General features: G+C 34.3%; 24 protein-coding genes and 2 pseudogenes. 6 read left to right on the plus strand and 20 right to left on the minus strand.

From position 1 onward, the window contains the following. Positions 1-23 precede the first annotated feature (23 nt). Positions 24-1,274 carry a lipoprotein-releasing ABC transporter permease subunit LolE gene (gene lolE, locus Q1J40_RS08565; RefSeq protein ID WP_301099724.1) on the minus strand — a complete coding sequence of 417 codons (1,251 nt, stop codon included), beginning with the start codon at positions 1,272-1,274 and terminating at the stop codon, positions 24-26. Then, positions 1,274-1,960: a lipoprotein-releasing ABC transporter ATP-binding protein LolD gene (gene lolD / locus Q1J40_RS08570; protein WP_301099726.1), complete on the minus strand. Its 687-nt coding sequence runs from the start codon at positions 1,958-1,960 to the stop codon at positions 1,274-1,276. Before lolD ends, lolE begins: the two co-directional genes overlap by 1 nt. A 188-nt stretch (positions 1,961-2,148) precedes the next feature. Between lolD and eno the strand changes: the two genes are divergently transcribed. Then, positions 2,149-3,450, plus strand: a complete 1,302-nt coding sequence (eno, locus tag Q1J40_RS08575) for a phosphopyruvate hydratase (RefSeq protein ID WP_301099728.1) — start codon at positions 2,149-2,151, stop codon at positions 3,448-3,450. Between the two features lie 121 nt (positions 3,451-3,571). Then, positions 3,572-6,013, plus strand: coding sequence for a class I adenylate cyclase (locus Q1J40_RS08580; protein ID WP_301099730.1), 2,442 nt, complete (start codon positions 3,572-3,574; stop codon positions 6,011-6,013). A 265-nt stretch (positions 6,014-6,278) separates the two neighbouring features. Here the strand turns inward: Q1J40_RS08580 and recQ are convergent, their stop codons facing one another. From recQ to lexA, 3 genes are all read right to left on the minus strand, one after another. Further along, the gene (gene recQ, locus Q1J40_RS08585) at positions 6,279-8,102 is read right to left on the minus strand and encodes an ATP-dependent DNA helicase RecQ (protein ID WP_301099732.1); all 1,824 of its coding nucleotides are present in this window, start codon (positions 8,100-8,102) and stop codon (positions 6,279-6,281) included. Beyond that, complete coding sequence (cyaY, locus tag Q1J40_RS08590; RefSeq protein ID WP_301099733.1) at positions 8,102-8,413, minus strand: iron donor protein CyaY; 312 nt, start codon at positions 8,411-8,413, stop codon at positions 8,102-8,104. The genes recQ and cyaY overlap by 1 nt, the downstream gene beginning before the upstream one ends. A gap of 70 nt (positions 8,414-8,483) precedes the next feature. Then, positions 8,484-9,110 (minus strand): transcriptional repressor LexA, encoded by a 627-nt coding sequence (gene lexA / locus Q1J40_RS08595; protein WP_301099734.1) that lies wholly within the window; start codon positions 9,108-9,110, stop codon positions 8,484-8,486. A gap of 151 nt (positions 9,111-9,261) precedes the next feature. Between lexA and plsB the strand changes: the two genes are divergently transcribed. Further along, a complete protein-coding gene (gene plsB / locus Q1J40_RS08600) occupies positions 9,262-11,700 on the plus strand; it encodes a glycerol-3-phosphate 1-O-acyltransferase PlsB (RefSeq protein ID WP_301099735.1) in 2,439 nt (812 codons plus the stop codon). Between the two features lie 352 nt (positions 11,701-12,052). Here the strand turns inward: plsB and Q1J40_RS08605 are convergent, their stop codons facing one another. The 7 genes and pseudogenes from Q1J40_RS08605 to Q1J40_RS08635 all read right to left on the minus strand — a co-directional run bounded on the left by Q1J40_RS08605 (position 12,053) and on the right by Q1J40_RS08635 (position 17,904). Continuing rightward, a complete protein-coding gene (locus Q1J40_RS08605; protein ID WP_301099736.1) occupies positions 12,053-12,763 on the minus strand; it encodes a pirin family protein in 711 nt (236 codons plus the stop codon). 171 nt (positions 12,764-12,934) lie between these two features. After that, positions 12,935-13,384, minus strand: a complete 450-nt coding sequence (rplI, locus tag Q1J40_RS08610) for a 50S ribosomal protein L9 (RefSeq protein ID WP_301099737.1) — start codon at positions 13,382-13,384, stop codon at positions 12,935-12,937. A gap of 18 nt (positions 13,385-13,402) precedes the next feature. Further along, entirely contained in the window at positions 13,403-13,630 is a 228-nt protein-coding gene (gene rpsR / locus Q1J40_RS08615) for a 30S ribosomal protein S18 (protein WP_005598105.1), read from the minus strand. Further along, positions 13,605-13,980, minus strand: a pseudogene (priB, locus tag Q1J40_RS08620) (primosomal replication protein N). The gene rpsR and the pseudogene priB overlap by 26 nt, the downstream one beginning before the upstream one ends. Then, entirely contained in the window at positions 13,955-14,332 is a 378-nt protein-coding gene (gene rpsF, locus Q1J40_RS08625) for a 30S ribosomal protein S6 (protein WP_301099753.1), read from the minus strand. Before rpsF ends, priB begins: the two are co-directional and overlap by 26 nt. Positions 14,333-14,533: 201 nt before the next feature. Continuing rightward, a complete protein-coding gene (locus tag Q1J40_RS08630) occupies positions 14,534-15,790 on the minus strand; it encodes an NRAMP family divalent metal transporter (RefSeq protein WP_502306667.1) in 1,257 nt (418 codons plus the stop codon). Between the two features lie 854 nt (positions 15,791-16,644). Beyond that, a complete protein-coding gene (locus Q1J40_RS08635) occupies positions 16,645-17,904 on the minus strand; it encodes an NRAMP family divalent metal transporter (protein WP_301099755.1) in 1,260 nt (419 codons plus the stop codon). A gap of 147 nt (positions 17,905-18,051) precedes the next feature. On the opposite strand from Q1J40_RS08635, the gene Q1J40_RS08640 reads away from it, so the two are divergent. The 3 genes from Q1J40_RS08640 to pfkA all read left to right on the plus strand — a co-directional run bounded on the left by Q1J40_RS08640 (position 18,052) and on the right by pfkA (position 21,027). Then, positions 18,052-18,747, plus strand: coding sequence for a thermonuclease family protein (locus Q1J40_RS08640; protein WP_301099756.1), 696 nt, complete (start codon positions 18,052-18,054; stop codon positions 18,745-18,747). Continuing rightward, complete coding sequence (locus tag Q1J40_RS08645; RefSeq protein WP_301099757.1) at positions 18,744-19,940, plus strand: aminotransferase class V-fold PLP-dependent enzyme; 1,197 nt, start codon at positions 18,744-18,746, stop codon at positions 19,938-19,940. The genes Q1J40_RS08640 and Q1J40_RS08645 overlap by 4 nt, the downstream gene beginning before the upstream one ends. Positions 19,941-20,061: 121 nt before the next feature. Then, complete coding sequence (pfkA, locus tag Q1J40_RS08650) at positions 20,062-21,027, plus strand: 6-phosphofructokinase (RefSeq protein ID WP_301099758.1); 966 nt, start codon at positions 20,062-20,064, stop codon at positions 21,025-21,027. A gap of 57 nt (positions 21,028-21,084) precedes the next feature. Here pfkA and Q1J40_RS09170 read toward each other — a convergent pair whose 3' ends face one another. From Q1J40_RS09170 to dapD, 8 genes and pseudogenes are all read right to left on the minus strand, one after another. Next, positions 21,085-21,186, minus strand: coding sequence for an IS3 family transposase (locus Q1J40_RS09170; protein ID WP_363321866.1), 102 nt, complete (start codon positions 21,184-21,186; stop codon positions 21,085-21,087). Between the two features lie 451 nt (positions 21,187-21,637). Then, positions 21,638-22,981 carry an acetyl-CoA carboxylase biotin carboxylase subunit gene (gene accC, locus Q1J40_RS08655; RefSeq protein WP_301099759.1) on the minus strand — a complete coding sequence of 448 codons (1,344 nt, stop codon included), beginning with the start codon at positions 22,979-22,981 and terminating at the stop codon, positions 21,638-21,640. 75 nt (positions 22,982-23,056) lie between these two features. Next, positions 23,057-23,530 (minus strand): acetyl-CoA carboxylase biotin carboxyl carrier protein, encoded by a 474-nt coding sequence (accB, locus tag Q1J40_RS08660; RefSeq protein WP_301099761.1) that lies wholly within the window; start codon positions 23,528-23,530, stop codon positions 23,057-23,059. 154 nt (positions 23,531-23,684) lie between these two features. Then, positions 23,685-24,128 (minus strand): type II 3-dehydroquinate dehydratase, encoded by a 444-nt coding sequence (gene aroQ / locus Q1J40_RS08665; protein ID WP_301099762.1) that lies wholly within the window; start codon positions 24,126-24,128, stop codon positions 23,685-23,687. A gap of 8 nt (positions 24,129-24,136) precedes the next feature. After that, positions 24,137-24,481, minus strand: a complete 345-nt coding sequence (gene arsC / locus Q1J40_RS08670; RefSeq protein WP_301099763.1) for an arsenate reductase (glutaredoxin) — start codon at positions 24,479-24,481, stop codon at positions 24,137-24,139. Continuing rightward, positions 24,481-25,794, minus strand: coding sequence for a polyamine export protein PaeA (paeA, locus tag Q1J40_RS08675; RefSeq protein ID WP_301099764.1), 1,314 nt, complete (start codon positions 25,792-25,794; stop codon positions 24,481-24,483). The genes arsC and paeA overlap by 1 nt, the downstream gene beginning before the upstream one ends. A 97-nt stretch (positions 25,795-25,891) precedes the next feature. Further along, positions 25,892-26,260: an HAD family hydrolase gene (locus Q1J40_RS08680; RefSeq protein ID WP_301099765.1), complete on the minus strand. Its 369-nt coding sequence runs from the start codon at positions 26,258-26,260 to the stop codon at positions 25,892-25,894. 300 nt (positions 26,261-26,560) lie between these two features. Beyond that, positions 26,561-26,659 (minus strand): annotated as a pseudogene (gene dapD, locus Q1J40_RS08685) (2,3,4,5-tetrahydropyridine-2,6-dicarboxylate N-succinyltransferase); the annotation flags it as partial.

Consider the following 26,659-nt stretch of genomic DNA (forward strand, 5'->3'; position numbering starts at 1 on the left):
ATTCAAGACCTCTTATAGTATTTTTAATAACCACTCAATACTTTTGCAGGCTCTAATTTTGAGGCTCGTATCGCTGGATATAAACTTGCAATCAAACTAAGTATCACCGTGGCAAGCAATACCCATACAATATCTAACCAGTGAATTTCACTTGGTAAAAAATCAATAAAGTAAATCCCATCAGAAAGCAGTTTAATATTGAAAAATTGCTCAATTCCTTTAATTATTCCAGTTAGATTAAGAGAAACAATTACACCGAGGATAATGCCAAATAGCGCACCTTTCATCCCAGAAATTAATCCATACCATAGGAATATTTGACGAATAAAATGATTATTTGCCCCTAGCGTACGTTGGATCGCAATGTCACCTTGTTTATCCTTAACAGCCATTACGAGCGTAGAAATGATATTAAAACAGGCTACGCCAATTACAAGCACCATCGCAATATACATAACAGTTCGGATAAGCTGGATATCGTTATACATATAACCAAATTGGTTTATCCACGTTTGCACTGAAAGCATTTGTGGATAAGTATTTAACGAAGAAAAATCCATTTCTCTTACTTTAAATGGTGAGGTAACGGATAACTCTATTCCTGAAATTTGATTAGCTTGGTAGCCTAACAATTCCTGTGCTTTCCTTAACGGTAATAGGGTGTAAGTGTGATCTAATTGCCCGTCTAAACGCAAAATACCTGTTATCGGTAAATTAAAGCGAAGAGGTTGTGCCATTTTTCCATCATTAGTGTTTTGAGGAAGAAGTAAGGTTACATCATCGCCGACAGTTACATCTAAATCTCTAGCAATCCCAGCACCTACAATTAGTCCACCCATTTTTTGAAAGTTTTGCCATTGTTCAGCAGGGATAAATTGACTTAATGCACTGACTTTATCTTGTTCGATGGCTTCAACCCCTTTAACTTGTGTAATTTTTAAAGTTGAACCATTTTCGATTAGCCCAGTGAAACTCACAAAAGGTGAAATAGCGGTTACTTCCGGGATATTTTTTGCAATTTCGGTTAAATAATCCCGATTTTGTACTATGCCTTGTCCATCTTCACTATATGCTTTAATTTCCACGTGAGGCACAACGGATAATACACGTTGATTAAGTTCTCGCTCAAAACCATTCATTGCACTCAACCCAATAATTAGCACTGCCACACCTAAAGCAATCCCAATGCTAGAAAAGAGAGAGATAAGGGATACAAGGCGATTTTTTTGTTTACCTCGCTGGTAACGCCAACTAATAAAAAAAGGAGTATTCATTAGTTTTCCTCTTGTAATAAGCCATCGCGCATTGTTAGGCGGCGATTGAGTTTTTGTGCTAAATTGAGATCGTGAGTAACCAGTAAAAATGCAATATGTTGTTCTTGGTTGAGTTGTTTAATCAATTCAAAAATACTTTCTGTTGTTTTGTGATCAAGATTACCGGTTGGTTCATCCGCCAACACTAACGCTGGTTTATTCACCAAGGCACGAGCAATAGCGACACGTTGTCTTTCACCACCAGAAAGAGCTGATGGTCGATGTGTAATTCGATGGGATAATCCGACCGCTTGTAACATTTTTTCAGCACGATCTTTTGCTTCGGTTTTATTTTGTTGTCCAATTAACATTGGCATCATTACATTTTCTAAGGCACTAAAATCAGCCATTAAATGATGAAATTGGTAAACAAAGCCAAGATACTGGTTGCGTAATTTCGCCAAGGCATTATTACTAAGTTGTTGTAGGGATTGATTTTGAATAAAAACCTCACCACTACTAGGTTGATCTAATCCACCTAATGTGTGCAAAAGGGTGCTTTTACCTGAACCAGAGCTACCAACAATCGCAACTAATTCGCCTTTTGACATAGAAAAAGAGACATCCCGTAAGACTTGGGTTTTGTTGTCGCCTTCTTGATAAAATTTTGTGATATTTTTACAACTGAGCAATATTTCTGAATTCATAATTTAGTGTTTCGTTTTAATACATTGAATAATGATAGCTTAGTTTTAGTAAAATAACCGATTAGGATCAAATTACCGTTATTTTTTGTGAAGTATGTCACTTTTTTGCAAGACAAAATAACAAAATCACATTACTATATACAGTAGTTTTTTATTTTATATTAACTCTTACATTGAGGATATTAACAATGGCAAAAATCGTTAAAGTAATTGGTCGTGAAATCATCGACTCTCGTGGTAACCCAACTGTTGAGGCAGAAGTGCATTTAGAAGGTGGTTTCGTTGGTTTAGCAGCTGCTCCATCAGGTGCGTCAACAGGTTCACGTGAAGCGTTAGAATTACGTGATGGTGATAAAGCACGTTTCCTTGGTAAAGGTGTGTTAAAAGCAGTAAGTGCGGTAAATAATGAACTTGCACAAGCAATCTTAGGTAAAGATGCGTCTAACCAGGCTGAAATTGATCAAATTATGATTGATTTAGACGGCACAGAAAATAAATCTAAATTTGGTGCAAATGCAATTCTTGCAGTGTCTTTAGCAAATGCAAAAGCAGCAGCAGCATCAAAAGGTTTACCACTTTACGCTCACATCGCAGAATTGAATGGCACTCCAGGTGTTTACTCTATGCCGTTACCAATGATGAATATCATCAATGGTGGTGAACACGCAGATAACAACGTTGATATCCAAGAATTTATGATTCAACCAGTTGGTGCTAAAACATTAAAAGAAGCACTTCGTATTGGTTCTGAAGTTTTCCACAATCTTGCAAAAGTATTAAAAGGCAAAGGTTTAAGTACAGCAGTTGGTGATGAAGGTGGTTTTGCACCTAACTTAGAATCAAATGCAGCCGCTCTAGCTTGTATTAAAGAAGCTGTTGAAAAAGCAGGTTATGTATTAGGTAAAGATGTAACTTTAGCTATGGATTGTGCATCATCTGAATTCTACAACAAAGAAACTGGTATGTATGAAATGAAAGGTGAAGGTAAATCATTCACTTCTCAAGAATTTACACACTATTTAGAAAAATTATGTGAAGAATACCCAATTAAATCAATCGAAGATGGTCAAGATGAATCTGACTGGGATGGCTTCGCTTACCAAACTAAAGTATTAGGTGATAAGATCCAATTAGTGGGCGATGACTTATTCGTAACTAATACTAAGATCTTAAAAGAAGGTATTGAAAAAGGTATCGCTAACTCAATCTTAATCAAATTCAATCAAATTGGTTCATTAACTGAAACATTAGCTGCAATCAAAATGGCTAAAGATGCAGGTTACACAGCAGTAATTTCTCACCGTTCTGGTGAAACTGAAGATGCAACTATTGCAGATTTAGCAGTAGGTACAGCAGCGGGTCAAATCAAAACTGGTTCAATGAGTCGTTCAGATCGTATTGCTAAATATAACCAGTTAATCCGTATCGAAGAAGCATTAGGTGATAAAGCACCATTCTTAGGATTAAAAGCAGTTAAAGGCCAAGCATAATCATTACTTGATAAATAAACCACTAAGGCCTCCCTTAGTGGTTTTTATTTAGGTTATGCTATATTTACTTTTCATCAAACAAATTGAGAATAAACTACATTCTTATCAAGATAGGCCATAAATGAGAGAGCTCGTTTTTACACAATTTGAGACTAAAGGCTCAGAAGTATCTCATTTAGCTGATTCAATTTATAACGCCCAAATTCGCATTGATCAGTTGGATAAACTTCGAATTCAACGAGTCTTAAATAATAATACAGAAGAATTCCATAAGGTATTCTCGCTGATTCCATCCTTTGTTCATTATAACCATCCCAATTTAATTGGATACGTTGAAGGTGCTCCGGAAGGAATTTATCAATTTGAGCAAGATAAGATTCAAAATAAATATTTTTCCAACTATATTCCAGAAATAATCAGTGAAAATCAAAATTACCAGTTTGATGCACTTTATGTTATGGGAAGCTTAGGTTCAATCACTCAAACAACCCTTTCTGATATTGATATTTGGCTTTGTCATACAAAAACATTTACTGAGAATGAGCTATTTTTACTCAATAAAAAATTAACATTAATAGTACAATGGGCTAAAAATCTAGGAGTTGATGTTAATTTCTACCTAATGAACCCAGATAAATTTAGAACTCAAAAATATTATGATGATATTTCTTCAGAAAATAGTGGTTCAGCTCAACATTATTTTTTACTTGATGAATTCTACCGCTCTGCTATTCGTTTAGCTGGGAAACGTATTCTATGGCTACACATCTGGGAAAAACGTCTTTCTTACCAAGAAACTGTTGAACAAGCTGTTAATGAAAATATTATTGATTTAGACGATTGGCTTGATTTTGGAGATTTTTCCTCTTTAGAGCTTGGAGAATATTTTGGAGCAAGTTTATGGCAACTTTACAAAGGTATTGACCACCCTTATAAATCAGCGATTAAAATTTTATTATTAGAGAGCTATACAGCAATTTATCCTAAAACCTTTTTAATTTCGAAAAAATTCAAGCGGTTACTTTCTAAGGAAAAAGTGCAATATCACTTTGATCCGTATTTAGCAATGCTAGAAAAGGTAACTAAATATCTAGAGGGACGTAATGAACTCGTTCGTTTGGATTGTGTAAGACGATGTTTCTATATAAAAGCGACTGAGGGACAAATTGATAATTGGAAGAAAAATGAGTTAAGAAAATTAGCCCTATCGTGGAGATGGAAAGAAAAAGAGTTTATTGAGTTAGAAAATAAAGATAATTGGAAGATAAAACAAGCGGTTCGAACCCAAAAAATGTTGGTAGAACAATTGTTAAAAAGCTATCGAAATTTAATTAATTTTGCTCGAAGATTTCACATTGATCCAAGCATAATGCCTCAAGATACTGATTTGCTGATGCGTAAACTTTATTCGGTATTTGAAGTATTACCAGGTAAAGTTGCACTAATAAATCAAAAAATCGCAAAAAATTTAGAAGAGAAAGAAGTTACTTTCGTAGAAGTGTCGGAAAATGGAGCAACTAAACAAGGTTGGTATTTAATAAATCAGGCACCTTTAGCACTCTATGACTCAACCACTCGTTATGTTGAGTATCAAAAAAATCTAATTCAGCTTGTTGCTTGGGCTTATTTTAATGGAGTAGTAACGGTTAATACTCAGCTAAATATCGTAAGTCAAACTGTATCATTAGCCAGATTAAGAAATTTCATTAGTGATCTTCGCTTATCTTTTCCTGCGAAACCACCATTAATGAATCGCAACGATTTTTACCATCCAAATGAAATTAGAAATTTGATTGTGGCGATCAATCTGACTAACGATCCTACCAGAAAAATGCCTACCCAGTCAGATTTATCCCAAATAGATCTGTTTAATTTAAATTCTTCAAATAAAGGATTTATTGGTAGTGTCTGTTTTATTTATCGCAATATGTGGAATGAAATTATTACTCAGCATATAGAGGGTAATGATGCTATTTTGAAAGCTTTAAAATTGATTGCAAATAATATCTACCGTAGTTCTGCTCCACCACAATCTGTTAATGTATTTTGTTACAGTGCTCAATTATGTGAGCCTTTACAAAAATTTGTTATGGGGTTAGTTGAACGTTGTATCATTGTACAAACAGGTAAAATTTCAGAAAAACAACATACTAATACTTTCAAATTAGCAGGTAAAAAATGGCAGTTAGTTTTTGGTAAACAGGTAGAATTGAAAGAATATCTGCCCGAACAAGAACAAATGAAAGCACCAAGTGAAATTTATAATTTTGCCAGCGCTGGTTTTTTACAATTTTTCTTTGAAGATAACGATAATGGTAGCTTTAATGTTTTCATTCTTGATAAAGATAATAATGTTGAAGTCTATCCTGATTGCTTAGGTCGAAAAGAAGATAAAATCAAACAAATTATCCGGTTACATGATCAAGATAAATTGGAACATTTTGGAGAAAATGAAAGTTTTAACTATCCTCAATTTTATCAACTTTTAAAGTATAATAATATAATATCTATTGTTCCATTTCAAAGTAAACAACATAGAGACTATTTAAATAAATTGAATTAGATCATAATTCTTTCTATACATTGTCATAATATAATAATCTGTTCAAGAATTTAATCTTATTTCCTTAAGTTTAGTTAATTTAATAGAATTACTAATAATATTTATATTGTTAATTATAGTTTTTATCCATAAAAAACTATAATATTTAAAGAGTATGTAATACTTTTTCTTTTGATATTTTCTTTTGAGGTTGACTCTTTTCAATTATATCTCAACTCCAATTATTCCAAAGTAAAAAAAGCAAAATAGAGAGAATGCTAATAAATCATTGACGATTACGCTTATGCTCTTTAATTAAGTTTAAAAATACTCCACCGAATCGTTCTAGTTTCCGTTCACCAACACCATTAATAGATAATAATTCACAATCTGTTGTTGGCATAAATTCTGCCATTTCTTGTAAAGTTGCATCATTAAAAACTGCATAAGGAGGAATATTCGCCTGATCCGCCAATTGTTTTCGTAGAAATCGTAAGCGTGCAAACAAATCTTTATCATATCGACGGGATGCTGCTGTTTGTTTTTGGATATAAGAAGTGGCTGAAAAACTTAAGCGAGGCATTGCTAACTGTAAATCAATTTCTGAACGTAATATAGGACGAGCCTCTTCCGTCAATTGTAAAGCTGAATGATTAACAATATTTTGTCGGATAAAACCCAAATGAATAAGCTGACGAGTGACACTAATCCAATATTCTTGAGATTTATCTTTTCCAATCCCATAAACTGAGAGCTGATCTTGACCTAGCTCTCTAATTCTTTGATGATTTAACCCTCTTAAAACCGCAATGACATGATGTAATCCAAAAGTTTGCCCTGTTCTATAAATGACAGACATCACTTTTTGGGCATCGAGTAACCCATCATATTTTTTGGGAGGATCCAGACAAATATCACAGTTATTACACTGGTGCTGACGTGACTCACCGAAATAATTAAGCAAAACCAGCCGACGACAAGTTTGTGACTCTGCAAATGCACCAATTGCTTGTAGCTTATGCTGTTCAATTTGACGCTGATCATTCTCAGGTTTTTCCAACAAGATCTTGTTAAGCCACGCATAGTCTGCGGGATCATAAAAAAGCACTGCTTCAGCGGGTAGATCATCTCGCCCTGCTCGCCCCGTTTCTTGATAGTAAGATTCAATACTTCTTGGCAAATCAAAATGCACGACAAACCTCACATTCGATTTATTGATTCCCATCCCAAATGCAACAGTGGCAACAACTATCTGAATATTATCTCGCTGAAATGCGTTTTGAACGGTTTCTCGTTCTTCCACGCTCATTCCTGCATGATACCCCATCACACTCACATTTCGGCTCGCTAATTTTTGTGTAATATCTTCAACTTTTTTACGACTATTGCAATAAACAATGCCACTTTTACCTTTTTGGCTGAGAACAAACTTAACCAATTGCTCAATGGGTTTAAATTTTTCTTGTACCGTATATCGAATATTCGGTCGATCAAAGCTTCCTAAATAAGTGTGAGGGTTATCCAATTTCAAATGCTGAATAATATCAACACGCGTTGTCGGATCTGCAGTTGCTGTTAGTGCTACAAGCGGTATGTTCGAGAAAGTTTTTCGCAAACCACCCAATAGAGTATATTCTGGGCGAAAATCATGCCCCCATTGTGAAACGCAATGAGCTTCATCCACCGCCAATAAACTAATTTTACAATGTGAAATAAAGTGGAAAAAACTTGATGTCATTACCTTTTCTGGTGACAGATAAAGTAATTTTAATTGCCCCGACAATGCCTTCTGTTCAACTTGCTGTTGTTCTTCTATTGTTTGAGTTGAATTTAGATAAGCGGCTTCAACTCCAGATGCTTGTAACTGATCCACCTGATCTTTCATTAAAGATATTAAAGGAGATATTACTAATGTTATCCCGTCTAGACACAGTGCAGGGACTTGATAGCAGAGTGATTTCCCGCCACCAGTAGTCATTATGACTAAACAATCCTTACCAGAAAGAATAGCATCAATAACTTCTGATTGCCCTTGCCGAAAAGATTGATACCCAAATACCGTTTGTAAGATATTTTGAGCATCAGCGATATTTGGATTTGAGGTTGGCATTACTTATGAAATGAGATTTTTTCACCATGATTAGCAATAGCTTCTTCTAGATGAGTCCAAAAAGAGCGCCCCTCTGAACTTATCCAATCTCCATCATGGTAAGCAAAATGGAATCCACCTAATTTACTTGCAAGCCAAAGTTCTAACATCGCTTCTTGTTTATTTATAACAATTTGCGTTCCATCATCAAAAGATAACGTAAATACCGCACCTTGTCTTTCAGTATCAATATCAGAATCTTGTGCGTCTAATTGCTCTTCAATATGGTTCCATACCTTGTCAATTTCTTCATGAAATGTGATTAAATTCATTGATTATCTCTTAAAATATTTCTTTGTGAGTGACCATTTTGGATTGATCTTAACAGCTTTTCAATAATATTTACATCCAAGTATTATTTCTGATAATCCCAACCGCAATACCTTCTATTTCAATAGAAGACTCTTTAGGGTTCACAACTATTGGTTCTAACTCATCGTTTTCGGGATGTAAATAAATCATATTAGATTTTTTTTCTAAGCGTTTTACCGTTACTTCATCATTTACTCGAGCTACAACAACTTGTCCATTGCGTGCTGAACTTGTACGATGAACTGCAAGTAAATCACCATCCAATATTCCTATTTTTTCCATTGAATTGCCATGTACTTTTAAAAGATAATCAGCAGAAGGTGAAAAAAATGAGCCATTGATTGGGTAGTAATTTTCAATATGTTCCATTGCCATAATAGGTACACCTGCTGCCACTTTACCAATCAAAGGTAATCCATCATCATTTGTTACATTATCTTCTACTAGAATTCTTATTCCACGAGAGGTTCCAGATAAAATCTCAATATAGCCTTTTTTTGCTAATGCTTTCAAATGTTCTTCTGCCGCATTTGGAGATTTGAATCCAATTTCACGTGCGATTTCAACACGAGTCGGAGGCATTCCTGTCATTTCGATATATTGCTTTAAAAAATCAAATATCTCTTGTTGTCGTGCTGTTAAGTGTTGACGAGCCATGATAATCCCTCACTGTTTTTATATACAGAAATAGTGTCATTATATACAGTAATAAGTAGCTTGTAACTAACAAAATCCATGTTATTCATAAAATTTGTGATAAAATCGGAAATAATTTAACCTCAAACAATCATTTTAAAAGGATACTAATATGTCTAGCTTCATGAAGCTTTATCGTAAACTCCTTAATTTGCCACTCTCGGTATTAGTGAAGTCACATCCTATTCCGACAGAGCCAACTATTGAATTAGAACTAAATTTACAACAACCTATTATTTATATCTTACCTTACACTTCTCAGACAGATTTATTAATCTTGCAAAAGAACTGTTTGACATTAAATCTACCCGATCCATTAGAAAATAACCAAATTGGTGAACATTCATTACCTCGCTACGCATTCTTAGATGAAGGCCGGCGATTTTTTAAATCAAAGAAAATTAAAAGTGAGACAGAATCACTCTTCTATCGTTATCTCGATTTACATAGTTCAAGCCCTAATTTAAACGTACAGGTCGTCCCTGTATCTGTACTATGGGGACGAGCACCAGGAAAGGAAAAAGGCCTACCAGTATTACGTCTATTAGGACCATTCCAACGTATTATTACTATGCTCTGGTTTGGCCGAGATAATTTTGTTCGTTTCTCACAAGCAGTATCACTGCGAGACATGAAAGAAAATCACGGAACCGATGAAGCGATTGCTCAGAAATTATCTCGTGTTGCAAAAATTCATTTTGCCAAACAACGTTACTCAGCCACAGGTCCCAGACTTCCTGATCGGCAAGCAATGTTTAATAAAATATTACAATCTCCTATCATTTTGGATGCTATTGAAGAAGAATCAAAAAAACCTAAAAATTCTTTAGAAAAAGCACAAAAAGAAGCCGAAAAAATGCTCAATGAAATTGCTGCACATGTAAGGCATGAAAGCTTACGTACCATAGATAGAGTATTAGGTTGGCTTTGGAATAAACTATATCAAGGTATTAATGTACAATACGCAGAAAGAGTTCGAAAATTAGCATTAGAAGGACATGAACTCGTTTATGTTCCTAGCCACCGTAGCCATATGGATTATTTGCTTCTCTCATATATTCTTTATCATCAAGGATTAGTACCACCTCATATTGCAGCAGGAATAAATCTTAATTTCTGGCCTGCTGGACCATTATTTCGTAGCTGGGGAGCCTTTTTTATTCGCAGAACTTTTAAAGGTAATCGTCTTTATGCCACTGTATTTCGTGAATATTTAGCAGAACTTTTTTATCGAGGGTATTCTGTTGAATATTTTATTGAAGGTGGACGATCTCGTACAGGTCGATTACTTGAACCAAAAACTGGAATGATGTCCATGACAATTCAAGCTTTACAACGTGGTCTAACCCGCCCTATCAGTATTGTACCTGTTTATATTGGATATGAACATGTTTTAGAAGTTGACACTTATGCGAAAGAATTACGTGGTGCAGCAAAAGAAAAAGAAAATGCAGGTCTTGTATTACGTGTTATCAAAAAACTACGTAATTTAGGACAAGGATTTGTGAATTTTGGGGAACCAATTCAACTAAATAATTATCTGAATTTGCATTTTCCTGATTGGAAATCGCCACTTGATCTAGATCGTCCTAAATGGCTCAGCGATGCAGTTGAATCTCTATCTCATCAAGTAATGGTAAATATTAATAATGCAGCAGCAGTAAATGCGAAAAATTTAATCGGTTCAATTTTACTTGCTACTCGTCAGCGTTCTGTTACTAAGGAACAATTAATTGAACAAATATCTAGTTATATAGATCTATTCAAGGCTGTACCTTATACGCAATATGTCACGCTACCAACAGAACCGCCTGAAGAATTACTAGAACATGTACTCACATTACCTCGCTCTGGCGTTATTTCAGAGACAGATAATTTTGGTGAAATTATTCGTCTTGATCGTCAATCTGCAATTTTAATGACTTATTATCGTAATAACATTCAACATTTGTTTGTATTACCATCATTAGTTGCTAGTATCATATTGCATCATGAAGTCGTTTCTAAAGATCTTATTATGCAGAGTGTAAAATATATTTATCCTTTCTTAAAAGCTGAATTATTCCTACATTTTGAAAAAAAACAAATATATGAATATATTGAAGCAATTTTAACTGAATTTATTAGACAAAATTTAATTCAAAATGAAAGTGAAATGTTTTTAATTAATCGACATAGATTACGAGCATTGCAATTGCATGCGGCTGGTATTAGAGAACTACTGCAACGTTATTATATCAGTCTTAGCATTCTACTAGAACAACCTGAAATTAGCCGAAATGATTTAGAAAAAGAAAGTCGTTCAGTCGCTCAGCGTATGTCTGTTTTACATGGTATTAATGCTCCCGAATTCTTTGATAAAGCATTATTTACTACCTTCAGTAAAACACTAAGAGAACAAGACTATTTTAATAATGAAGGAAATGTTATCTTATCTAAAGTTGAAGATACCAAACTGCTTATACAAGGGCTTATTTCTTTAGAAATACAGCAAACAGTTCAAGGTGCTATAGTGAAATTAGACGAAATAGAAAAAACTAAAAAGAACTAAAATAACATAATAAACAAAAACATAGCAAAAAGTGGGCTAAATCCTTATAACACAAGGTTTTAACCCACTTTTTTAATTTATATATGAAAAATTGTCTATTTTGTCATAAGTTAAAAATTCATAAATACGAATACAAAAATAATATTCGACGTTATAAATACCCAGTCTATAATAAAATATCTTCAGTAACTAAAAATTAAATGTAAATCAAACTTACTAATCGCTTAAGCGATCATCTTTAAATGTAGTTGGTGGATACTTACATAATATAAGTACTACCAATCATTTTTACCTGATATACTCTTTGATATAATTTATCAAATTAATTCTGATATATTCTATAACTTGTTTACTAGACAATTGGTACTTCAATCAAAAGAATTTCTGCATCAGTTAAGGCTGTTACATCTAGATTTTTCACATCCCAAACACCTAAACCATCACGTTCATTTAATTCTTTGTCACCTATTTTTGCTTTTCCTTTGATCACGAAAACATACACGCCTGTGTTATCTTTATGCAAGTTATATGTTTTACTTACATCCTTATCAAACTTAGCTAATGAGAACCACGCATCTTGATAAATCCATACACCATCATCATCAGGATTTGGAGATAATATTTGTTGGAAATCATTTGGCTTCGCTTGATCAGCAATTTTCATTTGTTGATAACGAGGCTGAACATTACGTTTATTTGGGAATACCCAAATTTGTAAAAATTTAACATCTCTATCTTGATTAGCGTTCATTTCACTATGAACAACACCCGTACCTGCAGACATTACTTGAATATCACCATTACGAATAGTTGTTCCATTACCCATGCTATCTTTATGAGCAAGATCGCCTTCAAGAGGAATAGAAATAATTTCCATATTGTTATGCGGATGCGTTCCAAATCCTTCACCCGCAATTACATGATCATCATTAATTACACGTAATGCACCAAAACCTAAACGATCTGGATCATAATAGTTTGCAAAACTAAATGTATGATTACTCTTCAACCAACCATGATTCGCTTTACCGCGAGAATCTGCTGCATGATAGATACTTTTCATAACCTCTCCTAATTGAATATATCAATACGTTAATGTATTTTCTGTATTATAGTTCTTAAAAATATAAAAATAAATAATAAAAATATACACAAACTATCAACCAATAGGAGATAATTAAGATAAAAAAATACCTAGTAATATTCTACTAGGTATTTAACTTAATAATTTTGCTTATTCTGCAACAATGTTAATAGTAACTACTGCGTTTACTTCTGGGTGTAAATGAAGTTTGATTTCATATTCACCTACTGCACGCAAAGCACCTTCAGAAAGGCGAACTTCACTTTTAGCTACTTCAACTCCTGCATTAGATACTGCATCAGCAATATCACGAGCACCAACAGAACCAAATAAACGACCATCATCACCAGCTTTTGAAGTGATAATAATTGTTGCTAAATTTGCAACTGATTCTGCACGGGCTTGAGCTACACTTAATACTTCAGCAGCTTTAGCTTCTAATTCTGCACGGCGTGCTTCAAAATGAGCAATATTTGCTGGAGTTGCCATTACTGCTTTACCTTGAGGGATTAAGTAGTTACGAGCAAAACCTGATTTTACGCTAACTTGGTCACCAACTGTACCAAGATGCGCTACTTTGTCTAATAAAATAACTTGCATTGTACTCTTCCTCTCTTATTACTGATGATTGTCAGTGTATGGAAGTAACGCAAGGTAGCGTGCACGCTTAATTGCACGAGCTAATTGACGTTGATACTTCGCACGAGTACCTGTGATACGGCTTGGAACAATCTTGCCGCTTTCTGAAATGTAGTTCTTTAATGTAGCGATATCTTTGTAATCGATTTCAACAACATTTTCCGCTGTGAAACGGCAGAACTTACGACGACGGAAATAACGTGCCATTTTGGCTTCTCCTAATCTATAAATTCAATCTGTTCGGTATGCAATACTAACTGATGTAAACCATTATAATCTTTGTGAGAATGTAGGAATCCTTTTACTCTCACTCTCATACCGACCTTTATTTGTTGGGCTATTATACTAAATTGATCGCCGGCTAAAATCACTGGGATTTTGCACCATGCTTGACGTTCTAAATTGACTTCTTTTTGTTTTGAACTATGTTCTAACCAAAAGCGATAATTTGGAATACCAATTGGGCTTCGGCTTTGTTTAATTACACTTGCAATACTGCCAGTTAATATTAAACAATTATCAATAGACGAATTATTCGCCTGCATCCTCTGCTTCAACTTCAGCAACAACTTCAGGAGCTTTACGCTCATCTTTAGCTTTCGCCATTGGTGAGGCTTCAGTTACAGCATTTTTAGTGTGAACGATTAAGTTACGAAGAACTGCATCGTTGTAACGGAAGTTAGTTTCTAGCTCGTCGATTACACTTTGAGGTGCTTCTACATTCATTAACACATAGTGTGCTTTGTGAAGTTTGTTGATTGGGTATGCTAATTGACGACGACCCCAATCTTCTAAACGATGAACTTGACCGCCTGCTTCTTTAACTGAAGCGGTATAACGTTCGATCATACCAGGTACTTGTTCGCTTTGGTCCGGATGAACCATAAAAACGATTTCGTAGTGACGCATTACTGATCCTTACGGGTTAACAGCTTCCAACTGCAGCCAGTCACCAACTTGTGGAAGCAAGGATTAAAAAAAGAATGTGACTGAACGGACGAATTATACTCAGAAATGCTAGTTTTTCAAGTATTAGAAAAAATAAATGGTTAGTTATTTACAAATTTTTGCAACTAACTAACCGCTTAATTAACCGCTTAACAAAATGTTCTAATTTAATAATCCGAATTGATAAACAATAAAGAAAATCGCAAATGCTGAAAGATAGATTACCCCCACAATAGATAACCAAAATAATCCGCCACGAACCTTATGTTCGCCTTTCAGCACAAGTGAGAAATTTAGCCATGCAAAGATAGGTGTAGACACAAAAGATACAATCATGGCAAAACGTAATAAATTAGCCACATTTCCCATAAACATAGTAATGATTATAATCCCAATAATAGAGGCGATAGTCACCCAGATATTAAGTAACGTTTGTGAGCTATCAACTTTATTACGAAGTAAACGGAAAGCCTCCGCATTTGCTCGAGAATAACCATCAATGACAGTAATCGTTGTGCCAAACATACACATCAAAGCAATAAAAGCGATAAGTAATTTAGACCAATCACCAATTGCGAATGCATACATTTTGATTAATTGTGCAATATATTTAACGCCAGCTTGTTCAACAACCTCTCCAGAACCATATTGTACCAAAGCTCCCAATGCAAGAAAAACTAAGGCTAAAACAGTAGAACAGATATATCCAATATTGAAATCAAACACCCCATCTTGATAAGAAATCTTTGTAAAACGCTTTTTTGCAGTAATCCACATTGAATTTATGACTGAAACTTCAATTGGTGCAGGCATCCATCCCATTAAAGCTACAATAAAAGCTAGCGAAGCCAAATTCCAAGGTGATGGTTCAATAAAATCAGGCGCATACTCCCTTGTTTTAAACAAGGCGACTACCACAGCAATAACAGTAGAAATAGTTAATGCGCCCATAATCCATTTAGAAAACTTATCTAAGAAGCGATATTTCCCTAGTAATAACATCCCCCATGTAATAACAATCACCATGATACTTAATGAAGTTATGCTTAATCCTATATCAGAAGGTAAAATAAAACTCAAAATAGCAGCAGTAACAATTCCTACTCCTGCAGTGCTTACTACTGCTGAAAATACATTTAAAAGGAAGAAAACCCACAAATATAATTTTCCTTTTTCTTTATAGCCTTCTAATAACGTTTTTTTGGACGATAAAGTGTATTGTGCTCCAAAACGTAAAAAAGGATATTTAAAGATATTAACAAGAAGGATAATTATAGCTAATTGCCAACCATAAATTGCTCCTGCTTGAGTTGAAGCAATAAGATGTGAACCGCCAACAGCTGCTGATGCCATTAATATGCCGGGTCCCATAGCTGAATATTTTGTTTTCCAAGTTGATACAGGTTTATTTTGTTGCATCATAATAACTTCCTTAATTTTCCTTTTTATAGCTGGAAGTCATATTTCTATCTCTGCATTTCCTATGACAACAGTAAAGCCTTTACCTTGTCTTTTTAGAATACCAAAAATAGCGAATTTTCCTGCTATTCCATGACTTCATTTGCCTTTTTCAGGTCTCCAAAATAACTTTCATCGAGTTCTACTTTTCATCAAAACTTCATCACATTCAATCACCAAATTAGTTTGAACTTTGCATATATCTACATCAGAACATGCTGTTACTTCTAACGCAGAAATCTAATGAGTTTTCTATGAAAATTTTTAATTACAATGAGTTATCTTTATTTTTCTAAACTAGCATATTGGCTAATCTATTTTAGTTTAATTGTATTATTAAACTATTTGAATAGTACAATAGTATACAAAAAGACTCAAGAGGTAATGGTGGATTTAATTAAATGAGATGAATCAAAAAGGCATGAGTTAAATGTGCTAAGAATCAATATTTGTATAACTGAGTTGTAGGCTTGATTATTCCACTCCAAAAATTTTGGATTCTTTTAATATCATTTTATTTTTCATAAAAGCTTTTTTAGCTCCAACACAAGTAAAAAGCTTTCCTTATTTTTATAGAATACTAGAATAGTGACTTTTCTTACTAATTTATGACACTATTTACCCTTTCTAATCTAAGTCTAGCAATAACTTTTATCGAACTATATTTCTTCTAAAAATTTCATCAGGTTCAATCACTCAATAGTAGACAATAACCTGATGAATTTTATAATAAAAAATATTGCTAGATTAGCTTATTAATATATTTGTGGCTAAACGATCCGTTACTCCTAGCTCTCCTAGCACAAAAACATAAATTAATTTAGTAATCCAAGCTGATAAATAATAAAGAAAATAGCAAAAGCAGAAAGATAAACTAGGCCAATAATCGATAACCAAAATAATCCACCACTTACCTTATGTTCACCTTTCAACACAAGCGAAAGATTTAACCATGCGAAAATAGGGGTTGAAACAAAAGAGGCAATCATTGCAAAACTCAATAAACTCGCCACATTTCCCATAAACATAGTCGTAATAATAATTCCCACAATAGAAGCAATAGTGATCCAAATATTTAATGAATGCTGTGAGCTATCTACTTTATTTCTAAGTAGCCGAAATGTCTCTGCATTTGCACGAGAATAGCCATCAACAGCCGTAATTGTAGTACCAAACATGCACATAAACGCAATAAGGGCAATAAGCAATCTAGCCCAATCGCCAATTGCAAAAGCATACATTTTGATTAATTGAGCAATATATTTAACTCCTGCTTGCTCAACCACCTCACCAGAGCCATACTGCACCAATGCTCCTAATGCAAGAAAGACTAAAGCCAACACAGCAGAGCTAATATATCCAATATTAAAATCAAACAATCCATCACGATATGCTATTTTAGTGAAACGTTTTTTCGCAATTACCCACATTGAATTAATTGCGGAAAACTCGATCGGTGCAGGCATCCATCCCATTAAAGCTACAATAAAAGCTAAAGAAGCTAAATTCCAAGGCGATGGTTCAATAAAATCAGGTATATATTCTCTTGTTTTAAACGCCGCAATAACAACGGCAATCAAAGTAGAAATAGTTAAAGCTGTCATAATCCATTTAGAAAGCTTATCCAAAAAACGGTATTTGCCTAACAACAAAATCCCCCACGTAATAGCAATCACAATAATACTCAATAAAGAAATCCCTAACCTTAGTTCTTGAGGTAAAATAAAGCTTAAAATAGCAGCAGTAACAATTCCTACACCAGCGACATTTACTACTGTTGCAAACACATTCAAAATAAAGAAGATCCAAAGATACAATCTTCCTTTTTCCTTATATCCTGCTAATAATGTTTTATTTGATGCTAAAGTATATTGTGCACCAAAACGGAAAAAAGGATACTTAAAGAGGTTAGCGAGAATAATAATTATAGCTAGTTGCCATCCATAAATTGCCCCCGCTTGAGTAGAGGCAACAAGATGTGAGCCACCAATTGCGGCTGATGCTAGCAAGATACCGGGGCCCATAGCTGAAATTTTTGACTTCCAATTTGATACGTATTCTATTTGTTGTGTCATAATAGCTTCCTAAAGTGCTTAAACTAAAATAGTTGATATAAACTTAGACGTTATGATTTTAATCACAAGATTTTTATAATAGCAATAGGTAAACTCACCATTTAACAAAATAAAATTCTATTTTTTAAGATACGACTGGTTTTTTATATGGATTTGATTCTAAAAAACATCAAAAATTTAACATTATTTTTTATTTTTATCTTTTTAAGTAGTCAATTATCTGCCAAACAACAAGGAATTCAGTGTAAAGTAGTTGGAGTCATTGATGGCGATACATTAATCTGTTTATATCAAAAATCAGAAATTAGAGTTCGCTTACTTTATATTGATGCACCTGAATACAAACAATCTTTTAGCAATAAGGCTAAACAAGTATTAGCAAAACTAGTCTTAAAAAAAGAAGTGAATGTTGTCAGTACTGGATATGATCAATACCATCGTCTATTAGGTGTGATTTATGATGAAAAACAAAGAAATATTAACTTAGCACTTGTTGAACAAGGAATGGCTTGGGCTTATTACAAAACCAAGCCGATATATCAACAAGCGGAACAACAAGCACGTCTAGCAAGAATTGGATTATGGCAAGATCCAAACCCGATCAATCCAGCAGACTGGCGTAAGAACAAGCGGTCACATTCAAGTAAAAATTTGCAAAAAAATTCAACAAACAGACCGCTTACCAACTCAAATATTGATTGTTCCCATCAACTAAGTTGCAAAAAAATTGGGGATTATGGACTGGCAGTGCAATATTTCAAACAATGTGGATGGAAAGCTCTCGATGGGAATAACGATGGCATTCCTTGCAACAAACTCTATCGTAAGGCACAAAATAAATGATAAATTCAGACTTTCGCTCACATTTTCCTTTCTTTAAAAATGAATCAAACTGGGTCTATTTAGACTCAGCAGCAACAACCCTCAAACCTCAAGTATTAATTGATGAGACAATAGCATTTTATCAATCCGCAGGCTCTGTACATCGCAGCCAATATGATTTAGCACAAACGGATGCCTATGAAATGGCTCGTGATCTTGTTGCCAAACGATTTAATGTAGAATCTAGAGATGCTGTAATTTGGACCAGTGGCACAACACATTCCATTAATCTGGTCGCACAAGGATTATCTGATGAGATTCAAGCAGGTGATGAGATCATTGTTTCCATCGCAGAACATCACGCCAATTTTATTCCTTGGCAACAATTAGCTGAACGAAAAAAGGCAAAATTAATCGTATTACCTGTTGATGAAAATTATTGCATTGATGCCAATGTATTGAGTGAAGCTTTGTCTGCAAAAACAAAGATTGTTGCTTTTAATTTGGTTTCGAATGTAACAGGAGTCCGCCAACCTGTTGAACAATTAATCCCAATTATCCGAGCCAAAAGTTCTGCAAAAATTTTATTGGATATAGCTCAAGCAGTAAATTCAGAGCAAATTGATATTCAACAATTAGATGCAGATTTTTACACTTTCTCTGCACATAAAATGTATGGGCCAACAGGAGTTGGTGTGCTAATGGGGAAATTACAAAGTTTAGCTACGATCCGACCGCTATTCTTTGGAGGGAAAATGCTCACAGATATTACGGAGCAAAACCTTACATTAGCTGACCTCCCATACCGATTAGAAGCAGGCACTCCTAATATTGCTGGTATTATTGGTTTTGGAAAAGTGTTGGCATGGTTGGATAAATGGAATTTCAATAGTTTGAATAAATCACTCTACCAATTAGCGGAAAAATTCCAAAATCAGCTACAACAATATACCAATATACAGATATTGAAACCCAGCAATATTACTCCAACAATAAGTTTTAATTTTAGTAATCATCATCATGCCGATATTGCAACAATACTAGCCGAACAAAAAATTGCTTTACGAACAGGAATGCATTGTGCAAAACCTTATCTGCGATATTTAGACAAAACGGGTACACTACGTATTTCTCTTGCTCATTATAATACAGAAGATGATATTAACCGCTTTTTCAATGCGTTAAATTTCGCATTACAGTTGTTACAAGATTAATTCATTCAGATCAAAAAATAGTGAAATTATCTTAATTTCTGCTAGAACGAAAAAGTAGAATACTGTAACCTTTGGGGCGTTTTCAATTTATTTTAAAAATTTAATTATTTGGGGTGTTTGTATGGTAAAAAAAATCGCTGTTTTAACAAGTGGTGGTGACGCACCAGGTATGAATGCTGCTATTCGTGGTGTAGTGAGAGCTGCTTTAAGTGAAGGATTGGAAGTCTATGGCATTAAAGATGGGTATTACGGTTTATACCACGATAACTTAATCAAATTGGAACGCCGCTCAGTCTCTGACATAATCAATCGTGGAGGAACATTTCTTGGTTCTGCACGTTTTCCCGAATTTAAAGATCCTGAAGTTCGTAAAAAATCTATTGAAACATTAAGAAAATACGAAATCGATGGACTTGTTGTTATAGGTGGTGATGGATCTTATATGGGAGCTAAACTTCTCACAGAAGAACATGGTATTGCATGTATTGGCTTACCAGGAACTATCGATAATGATGTAGCAGGAACCGACTATACCATCGGATTCCAAACAGCCTTAGGCACTGCGCTTGAAGCTATTGACCGTTTAAGAGATACTTCAACATCTCACCAACGTATTTCTATTGTTGAAATTATGGGACGTCACTGTGGTGATTTAACCGTAAATGCAGCATTAGCTGGCGGATGTGAATATATCATTGTACCAGAAAAAGAATTCGATAAAGATGCATTAATGGTAAGCATCGAAGAAGGATTACAGAAAGGTAAACGTCATGCGATTATAGCAATTACTGAAATGATCACTGATGTTCATGCTCTTGCAAGAGAAATCGAAAAACGTTTTGGCCATGAAACTCGTGCAACAGTGTTAGGTCATACACAACGTGGAGGTTCACCATGTGCATTCGACCGCATTCTTGCTTCACGTATGGGGGTTTATGCGGTTGAATTATTGATTAATGGTTACAAAGGCCGTTGTGTAGGTATTCAAAATGGAGATTTAGTTCATCATGATATTATTGAAGCAATCACAACCCTTCGTCGTCCATTCTGCCAAACATTATTCGATACATCTAGTAAGTTATTTTAATTAACGAATAAACAAAAAAGCTATCAAATATGAACTGCCCTCAAAATCTTGGATAGCTTAAGTTGATCTTAAGGACTGAATTCTGTACTTCACAGAACTCAGTCCTTTAAATTTAAATTGAATACACTCATAATTGTAATAATAAATGTACTTACAAATTTACTTTTCCAGTGCTTCAATAGTTTTAGGTTTTTCAATATAGATAGTCTCGCACTTCATTGTAGCGAAGAAACCTTCTATTAACGCATCATCTAGGCAGTTACCTTTTCTACTCATACTTTATCGTATTTTATACTTTTTAAACGTCTTTCTAAAAGGCCTCATTTGAACTAGCGTTTATTGTGTTCACTTGCATAGCAGCGACGTTTTAAATAATTCAATTGCGTCTATACCACCACTTTGGTATTGGTTTATCCATTTAGCTATGCGCTTGGATCTACATTACACTTCTTACCAGTGGCAATGCCAGTATGTCCTTATCTATAATATGCTATAACTTTAATCTTAAAAGCTAGATCGTAACACATAAAAATACCCCATAAATTATGGTCTAATTTATGGGGTGCAGTTCAATGATAGACTTTTATTTTCCTCCATATAAACTCTATCGTCATTTAAGATCTAGCTTATGTTCTAAGTAATGGATATTCGTACCTCCTCTACGGAAATTTTTATCCCCTAAGATCTGTTCATGCAGTGGAATGTTAGTTTTTATTCCATCAATAATAGTCTCAGATAACGCATTTTCCATACGTCTAATTGCAATTTCACGATTCTCACCATAAGTGATCAATTTCGCAATCATTGAATCATAATACGGTGGTACAGTGTAACCTGAGTAAATATGGGAATCCCAACGCACACCTAACCCACCAGGTACATGCAATCGAGTGATTTTACCTGGAGAAGGTAAGAAACTTACTGGATCTTCTGCATTAATCCTACATTCTATCGCATGACCACGTACTTTAATATCTTCTTGTTTAATAGATAGTGGTAAACCTGCTGCAACACGTAGTTGTTCTTTTACTAAATCAACACCAGTGATCATTTCTGTAACAGGGTGTTCTACCTGGATACGGGTATTCATTTCAATGAAATAAAATTCACCATTTTCATATAAGAACTCAAAAGTACCTGCACCTCTATACCCAATTTCAATACATGCTTTTGCACAACGTTCACCAATAAATTTACGTAACTCTTCGGTAATACCTGGTGCTGGCGCTTCTTCAATTACTTTTTGATGACGACGTTGCATAGAACAATCACGCTCTGCAAGATATACCGCATTACCATGCGTATCTGCCATCACTTGAATTTCAATATGGCGAGGATTTTCAAGGTATTTTTCCATATAAACCATATCATTATTAAATGCAGCTTTAGCTTCAGCTTTAGTCATTGCAATAGATTCTTCCAGATCCGATTCTTTGTGAACCACTCGCATACCACGACCACCGCCACCACCCGATGCTTTGATAATAACAGGGTAACCAATATTATTTGCAATTTCTTTATTTTTTTCAGAATCACTGCCTACTGGTCCATCAGAACCCGGTACACAAGGTACGCCCGCTTTTTTCATTGCATTTATTGCAGAAACTTTATCTCCCATTAAACGAATGACATCGGCAGTTGGTCCGATAAATGTAAAGCCTGACATTTCTACTTGTTCTGCAAAATTCGCATTTTCTGAAAGAAAGCCATATCCCGGATGGATAGCATCCGCATCGGTGACTTCCGCTGCTGCAATGATGGCAGGAATATTTAAATAACTTTTTGTAGAAGGTGCTGGACCAATACAAATAGTTTCATCGGCAAGCAATACATGTTTTAACTCACGATCTGCTGTTGAATGAACTGCTACTGTCGTGATACCAAGCTCTTTACAAGCACGTAAAATACGCAATGCAATTTCACCGCGATTTGCAATGACAACTTTTTTTAACATTAATGTCTGTCCTTAATTGATCAAGCGGTCACTTCGTTCTTATTATTTACTAAAAGACCACATGAAAGAAATAAATTATTCAATAATGAAAAGTTTTTGGTCAAATTCAACCGCTTCACCATCTTGCACTAAAATCGCTTTAATTACACCTGCTTTATCAGATTCAATACGATTCATCATTTTCATCGCTTCAACAATACACAATGTATCACCTACACTTACGCTTTGTCCTACTTCCACAAATGCTGAAGCATCTGGGCTAGGGCTACGATAAAATGTACCTACCATTGGCGATAAAACCGTATGTCCACTTATCTCAACTGATTTACTATCATCTTGTTGAGTGGTGGTATCAATAGAAGTCATCTGGTCAGAAGCTGGTAAAGCAACAGGTTGAGTGACTTGAGGAACTGGAATATATTGTGTAGCAGAAGAAACCGGGACTGAACGACTAATTCGTACTGTACCTTCTTCTTCTGAAACTTCTAACTCAGTAATACCTGACTCTTCCACAAGCTCAATAAGTTTTTTGATTTTTCGAATATCCATAATGAGATCCGTTTGAAAGTTAAAATAATAAATATCCCACATAAAACATCAGGGATAAAACTGTGCGTAAGGTTACCTGAATTTCAATGAAAATGCGACGAAATTCTTATAATTTCGTCGAAATTAAGTAATTTATACAACTGATCGTATCAGTTTATGATTTCTCTGATAAAAATGAGATTGCATAATCTAGGGCATACTCATATCCACATACGCCTAAACCACAAATAATCCCTTGAGCAATATCACTTAAATACGAATGATGACGAAAAGGCTCTCTTGCGTATACATTGGAAATATGGACTTCTACAAAAGGAATTGAAACTGCAAGCATTGCATCTCTCAATGCAACACTTGTATGAGTAAATGCTGCTGGATTAATAATGATAAAATCAACTTCATTAAAAGCCTGATGAATACGATTAATAATAGGCTCTTCACCATTCGCTTGAAAATAAGATAACTCAATATTCTTTTGTAAAGCTAGCTTTTGTAAGCGAGTTTCTATATCAGATAATGTATCTGAACCATAAATATGGGGTTCACGCTTACCAAGCATATTTAGATTAGGACCATTAAGTAATAAAATCTTTTTCATTCTATTTCCTATAATAATTCTTTCACTAACTCTGGCGGACGGCAAAAACGAGTACCTTTATCGCTCGTGACAAAAGGACGGTTAATTAAAGTAGCATGTTCAGACATTAATTGAATAATTTCATCTTCAGCCAAATCCTGACCTTCAATATATTGATGATAGGCATCAACTTCGGTTCTTAAGGCTTTATCAATGCTAATACCACTTTCTTTAATTAAGTGTTTAATCGTTTCTGGTTCTACTGGTGTTTTCAAATATTCCACAATAGTTGGCTCAATTCCAGCTTCTCGAATTAATGCTAATGTTTCTCGAGATTTACTACATTTAGGATTATGATAAATAGTAATAGACATTATTCCTCCACATTGATATCTACATCTATATCTTTACGATAAGACACCATTAATTGGTCAATTTTAAAATTTTCAGTATCAATAATTTCAAACTTATATTTGCCATATAAAACAGAATCAGTTTTCTTCGGGATTTTACGTAACATATACATCATAAATCCTCCGATCGTTTCATAATTTTCTTGGTGAGGAAATTCTTCAATATCTAACGCTCGCATAACGTCAGCTAATGGTGTTGAGCCTTCAATCAACCAAGATTTTTCATCACGTCGAATAATCTGTTCTTCTTCATTTGAAACGAGTTCTCCCATAACAATACTCATCACATCATTTAATGTAACAATACCTACAACGATAGCGTATTCATTAATAATGACAGCAAAATCTTCACCAGAAGATTTAAATAATTCCAATACTTCATAAAGAGTTAGAGTATCAGGAATATAAAGTACTTTGCGTAATATACGATTATCAGTTAGTGATACTGTTTCTGATTGAAGATAGAGAGTAAGCAACGTGTGAGACTCAACATAGCCTAATATTTTATCAATACCACCATCCGAAATGAGTACTTTTGAATGTGAATCTTTTTGTAAGGTTTCTAATACTTCTTGACGAGTAAAAGAGCGATCTAAAAAGATAATATGCTCCCGAGTAGTCATTGTTGAAGTAACTGTTCTTTGTTGCATATCTAAAATATTTTCAATCAAGTAATGCTCTTGGGTTTTTAAAACACCTGCTTCTGCTCCTGCATCCATCATTGCAAGAATATCATCTGAGGTCATATTATCTTGTCTAATAGTTGAAATACCCAACAATTTAAACAATAGATTTGCGATACTATCAAAGAGTATAACAAAAGGCTTAAACACGATAATAATAAATATAATAATATTCACTAATCGTAATCCAACCTTTTCGGGATCAGCCATTGCCATGCGCTTAGGCATAAGATCAGCAAATAAAATAAAAGCGACAGTCACTAATGTAAAAGAGATCCATGATGCGGCACTTTGTAGCCAATCTGCTTGACTATATTCAGTTAAAAATCGGTAAATGTAAGGGGTAATAGAAGCTTCGCCAACCATCCCACCTAAAATAGCGACCATATTTAATCCAATTTGTACAACGGTAATAAATTGGCCGGGATGTTCTTGTAGATCCAAAATTCTTTGAGCTTTTATATTACCCTCATTAGCTAAATTTTGTAACTTAAGCTTCCTCGCTCCTGCTAGCGAAATCTCGGCAGAAGAAATTATTGAACTCATTACAATGAGTGCAAAAATGATAAAAATAGATGTAAATAATCCCATAATATCTCGTTATATTAATAAGCTCGTAAAATTATAATTAAGGATATAACTAATTAAAATACAAGCGGTTAGATTGTTATATTATTTTGTAAATTCATTAATGAAGAATTGATAGTGACTCAATAATTCCTTTTTCTGTCACTTGAAAACAGGATTTACAACGTGTAAAAACAAGCTTATCAGATAAACTATCCGAATATCCTGCTTCAAAATAAATAGTTTGTTGAAAATGCTCATCTAACATATACAACTTATGATGAGCCATACAACGTGTATGTAATTTAAAATCATTTAAAGATAACTCTGATGCAATAAGAGTAATATTGTTATGTTCTAACCATCCTTTATAAATTTTTTGAATAAGTATTTTAGGGCTACCTGAAATAAGCACGACATGATATCCCATATTTAGATATTCAGAAAATTTTGCCACTACATTAGAAAAAGGATGGTAAGTAAAAGTCATGGAAAAATTTTCCGCATACTCAAATCGTTTTTGTACTGAACTACCGACACCAAGAAAGAAGAAAACTAGGTTTATTCCAATTTTCCAGTAGGTGACATTTTATGTAGCAAAAATCCAATCAAAATAAATGGAAAAAATACACAAGCGTTGCAATAGCTTTTTCTAATTAGATAGTAGATAAATGCTGTAAAAATATCTTCTTTATGCAGAGTTCCATCGATATCAAAAAAGACATATTTCATTCTTCTTCTACCTTTAAAACTAAAAATGGAATGTCAAACATTCCATTTCTAATTTTACTTATTCCTCGATAGAACGTAGTAATTCGTTGATTCCAACTTTACCACGTGTTTTCTCATCAACTTTCTTCACAATTACTGCACAATATAGACTATATTC

This window comes from Otariodibacter sp. (genome assembly GCF_029256985.1).
Lineage (GTDB): Bacteria > Pseudomonadota > Gammaproteobacteria > Enterobacterales > Pasteurellaceae > Otariodibacter.

What these genes read in the sequence shown, in the direction of transcription:
- lolE (WP_301099724.1), bottom strand. Translation starts at nt 1,274, where the DNA reads ATGAATACTCCTTTTTTTATTAGTTGGCGTTACCAGCGAGGTAAACAA.
- lolD (WP_301099726.1), bottom strand. Translation starts at nt 1,960, where the DNA reads ATGAATTCAGAAATATTGCTCAGTTGTAAAAATATCACAAAATTTTAT.
- eno (WP_301099728.1), top strand. Translation starts at nt 2,149, where the DNA reads ATGGCAAAAATCGTTAAAGTAATTGGTCGTGAAATCATCGACTCTCGT.
- Q1J40_RS08580 (WP_301099730.1), top strand. Translation starts at nt 3,572, where the DNA reads ATGAGAGAGCTCGTTTTTACACAATTTGAGACTAAAGGCTCAGAAGTA.
- recQ (WP_301099732.1), bottom strand. Translation starts at nt 8,102, where the DNA reads ATGCCAACCTCAAATCCAAATATCGCTGATGCTCAAAATATCTTACAA.
- cyaY (WP_301099733.1), bottom strand. Translation starts at nt 8,413, where the DNA reads ATGAATTTAATCACATTTCATGAAGAAATTGACAAGGTATGGAACCAT.
- lexA (WP_301099734.1), bottom strand. Translation starts at nt 9,110, where the DNA reads ATGGCTCGTCAACACTTAACAGCACGACAACAAGAGATATTTGATTTT.
- plsB (WP_301099735.1), top strand. Translation starts at nt 9,262, where the DNA reads ATGTCTAGCTTCATGAAGCTTTATCGTAAACTCCTTAATTTGCCACTC.
- Q1J40_RS08605 (WP_301099736.1), bottom strand. Translation starts at nt 12,763, where the DNA reads ATGAAAAGTATCTATCATGCAGCAGATTCTCGCGGTAAAGCGAATCAT.
- rplI (WP_301099737.1), bottom strand. Translation starts at nt 13,384, where the DNA reads ATGCAAGTTATTTTATTAGACAAAGTAGCGCATCTTGGTACAGTTGGT.
- rpsR (WP_005598105.1), bottom strand. Translation starts at nt 13,630, where the DNA reads ATGGCACGTTATTTCCGTCGTCGTAAGTTCTGCCGTTTCACAGCGGAA.
- rpsF (WP_301099753.1), bottom strand. Translation starts at nt 14,332, where the DNA reads ATGCGTCACTACGAAATCGTTTTTATGGTTCATCCGGACCAAAGCGAA.
- Q1J40_RS08630 (WP_502306667.1), bottom strand. Translation starts at nt 15,790, where the DNA reads ATGCAACAAAATAAACCTGTATCAACTTGGAAAACAAAATATTCAGCT.
- Q1J40_RS08635 (WP_301099755.1), bottom strand. Translation starts at nt 17,904, where the DNA reads ATGACACAACAAATAGAATACGTATCAAATTGGAAGTCAAAAATTTCA.
- Q1J40_RS08640 (WP_301099756.1), top strand. Translation starts at nt 18,052, where the DNA reads ATGGATTTGATTCTAAAAAACATCAAAAATTTAACATTATTTTTTATT.
- Q1J40_RS08645 (WP_301099757.1), top strand. Translation starts at nt 18,744, where the DNA reads ATGATAAATTCAGACTTTCGCTCACATTTTCCTTTCTTTAAAAATGAA.
- pfkA (WP_301099758.1), top strand. Translation starts at nt 20,062, where the DNA reads ATGGTAAAAAAAATCGCTGTTTTAACAAGTGGTGGTGACGCACCAGGT.
- accC (WP_301099759.1), bottom strand. Translation starts at nt 22,981, where the DNA reads ATGTTAAAAAAAGTTGTCATTGCAAATCGCGGTGAAATTGCATTGCGT.
- accB (WP_301099761.1), bottom strand. Translation starts at nt 23,530, where the DNA reads ATGGATATTCGAAAAATCAAAAAACTTATTGAGCTTGTGGAAGAGTCA.
- aroQ (WP_301099762.1), bottom strand. Translation starts at nt 24,128, where the DNA reads ATGAAAAAGATTTTATTACTTAATGGTCCTAATCTAAATATGCTTGGT.
- arsC (WP_301099763.1), bottom strand. Translation starts at nt 24,481, where the DNA reads ATGTCTATTACTATTTATCATAATCCTAAATGTAGTAAATCTCGAGAA.
- paeA (WP_301099764.1), bottom strand. Translation starts at nt 25,794, where the DNA reads ATGGGATTATTTACATCTATTTTTATCATTTTTGCACTCATTGTAATG.
- Q1J40_RS08680 (WP_301099765.1), bottom strand. Translation starts at nt 26,260, where the DNA reads ATGACTTTTACTTACCATCCTTTTTCTAATGTAGTGGCAAAATTTTCT.